Origin of the sequence: Streptomyces sp. NPDC057486 (assembly GCF_042802415.1) — a bacterium.
GTDB lineage: Bacteria > Actinomycetota > Actinomycetes > Streptomycetales > Streptomycetaceae > Streptomyces > Streptomyces yanii.
Genome location: NZ_JBHVEE010000299.1, coordinates 1 through 2,229, shown reverse-complemented (window position 1 = coordinate 2,229; position 2,229 = coordinate 1). Strand labels below are relative to the sequence as shown.

Annotated in this window: 2 protein-coding genes; one reads left to right on the top strand and one right to left on the bottom strand. The window is 68.1% G+C overall.

Annotated features, from left to right (window positions below; all coding sequences use genetic code 11):
* Nucleotides 1-280: 280 nt before the first annotated feature.
* The gene (locus ACFU6I_RS48445) at nucleotides 281-637 is read right to left on the bottom strand and encodes an iron-sulfur cluster assembly accessory protein (RefSeq protein ID WP_030933606.1); all 357 of its coding nucleotides are present in this window, start codon (nucleotides 635-637) and stop codon (nucleotides 281-283) included.
* Nucleotides 638-921: 284 nt separating this feature from the next.
* Here ACFU6I_RS48445 and nadA point away from each other — a divergent pair, with 284 nt between their 5' ends.
* Nucleotides 922-2,118 (top strand): quinolinate synthase NadA, encoded by a 1,197-nt coding sequence (nadA, locus tag ACFU6I_RS48440; protein WP_266986513.1) that lies wholly within the window; start codon nucleotides 922-924, stop codon nucleotides 2,116-2,118.
* Nucleotides 2,119-2,229 lie beyond the last annotated feature (111 nt).

Genomic DNA, 2,229 nt, shown 5'->3' with positions numbered 1-2,229 from the left:
TCCTCGTACTGGACGTACTCGGACGACCCCGACAACGCAGCGAGCGTGCGTGCCGGGCGTCGCCGGGCAGGCGGGACTTCCGACACGCGCCCTAGTGCTGCGGCCGGGAAGGTTCGCCGGGAAGCTCGCGACGCAACCTTTTTGGCCGCAGCACCGGGTGCACTCGGTCATGACGTGACGGTCGGCTGATCGGTGCCCGGCACGACCGAGGGCGGCGCCCCCCGGATTCCGGGGGCCGCCGCCCTCTGCAGGCACTGCTGCCCGTTACCGCCTTCGCGACTTAGCTGAAGGAGTCACCGCAGGCGCAGGAGCCCGTGGCGTTCGGGTTGTCGATCGTGAAGCCCTGCTTCTCGATGGTGTCGACGAAGTCGATGGAGGCGCCGCCCAGGTACGGAGCGCTCATCCGGTCGGTGACGACCTTGACGCCGTCGAAGTCCTTCACGACATCGCCGTCGAGCGAACGCTCGTCGAAGAAGAGCTGATAGCGCAGGCCCGAGCAGCCGCCGGGCTGGACGGCGACGCGCAGCGCCAGGTCGTCACGGCCTTCCTGCTCCAGCAGGCCCTTGACCTTGGCTGCGGCGGCGTCGGACAGGAGGATGCCGTCGCTCACGGTGGTGGTCTCGTCCGATACGGACATCTGCTTCTCTCCCGGGTTGTACGGACTGCTTGCCGACGTTGCAACCGTCGGGACCGCGGATTCATTCCGGGCCGAGCGCTTGCCTGTTCCTTTCATGCTCGCACACCCCTCCGCGAAGAGGTGCCGGGCGGGACGAGGACTCCTCTCGCGACCCCGGAACAGCCCCCGGCCACCTCCGGAGGGAATTCGTCACATAGACGCTATCGGCATCGTCAAAGTGACGTGAACCGGATATGATAGATAACGTCAATTAGACGAAAAGGCTTATCTGCAGAGAAGAAAGGGTGCGTGACGTGACCACGGCCCACCCCGTCCAGGACCTCGATGTCCAGCCGACACCCCTCGCCCTGCTGCTGCTCGGCCGCGAGGCCGACCCGAAGAGTGAGCGCGGCGTCGAGTGCCCCGGCGATCTGCCCTCCCCGTCCGACCCGGACCTGGTGGAGCGCGCCCGCGCGGCCAAGGAGAAGCTCGGGGACAAGGTCTTCGTTCTCGGCCACCACTACCAGCGCGACGAGGTCATCCAGTTCGCGGACGTCACCGGCGACTCGTTCAAGCTCGCCCGTGACGCGGCCGCCCGGCCGGAAGCCGAGTACATCGTCTTCTGCGGCGTGCACTTCATGGCGGAGTCCGCGGACATCCTGACCACCGACGACCAGAAGGTCGTGCTGCCGGACCTGGCGGCCGGCTGCTCGATGGCCGACATGGCCACCGCCGAGCAGGTCGCCGAGTGCTGGGACGTACTGACCGAGGCCGGGGTCGCCGAGCAGGTCGTACCCGTCTCGTACATGAACTCCTCCGCCGACATCAAGGCCTTCACCGGCAGGCACGGCGGCACGATCTGCACCTCGTCCAATGCGAAGCGCGCCCTGGAGTGGGCCTTCGAACAGGGCGAGAAGGTCCTCTTCCTCCCCGACCAGCACCTGGGACGGAACACCGCGGTCCGCGACATGGGGATGACGCTGGAGGACTGCGTCCTCTACAACCCGCACAAGCCGAACGGCGGCCTCACCGCCGAGGAGCTGCGGAACGCGAAGATGATCCTGTGGCGCGGGCACTGCTCGGTGCACGGGCGCTTCTCGGTGGACTCCGTCAACGATGTGCGCGAGCGCATCCCGGGCGTCAATGTGCTGGTGCACCCCGAGTGCAAGCACGAGGTCGTGGCCGCGGCGGACTACGTCGGCTCGACGGAGTACATCATCAAGGCCCTGGAGGCGGCCCCGGCCGGCTCGAAGTGGGCGATCGGCACCGAGCTGAACCTGGTGCGCCGCCTGGCCAACCGGTTCGCCGCGGAGGACAAGGAGATCGTCTTCCTCGACAAGACGGTGTGCTTCTGCTCGACGATGAACCGGATCGACCTGCCGCACCTGGTGTGGACGCTGGAGTCGCTGGCCGAGGGCAATCTGGTCAACCGGATCGAGGTCGACCCCGAGACGGAGAAGTACGCGAAGCTGGCGCTGGAGCGGATGCTGGCGCTCCCGTAGGCGCTACGGGTCTCTCCGGGCCTCCGCCCCCCGCCCGGGGCCCCGGTCGCCCGTACGGACCCGGAAGGCCGGCACACGAAGGCCCCGGCACCGTGAACGGTGCCGGGGCCC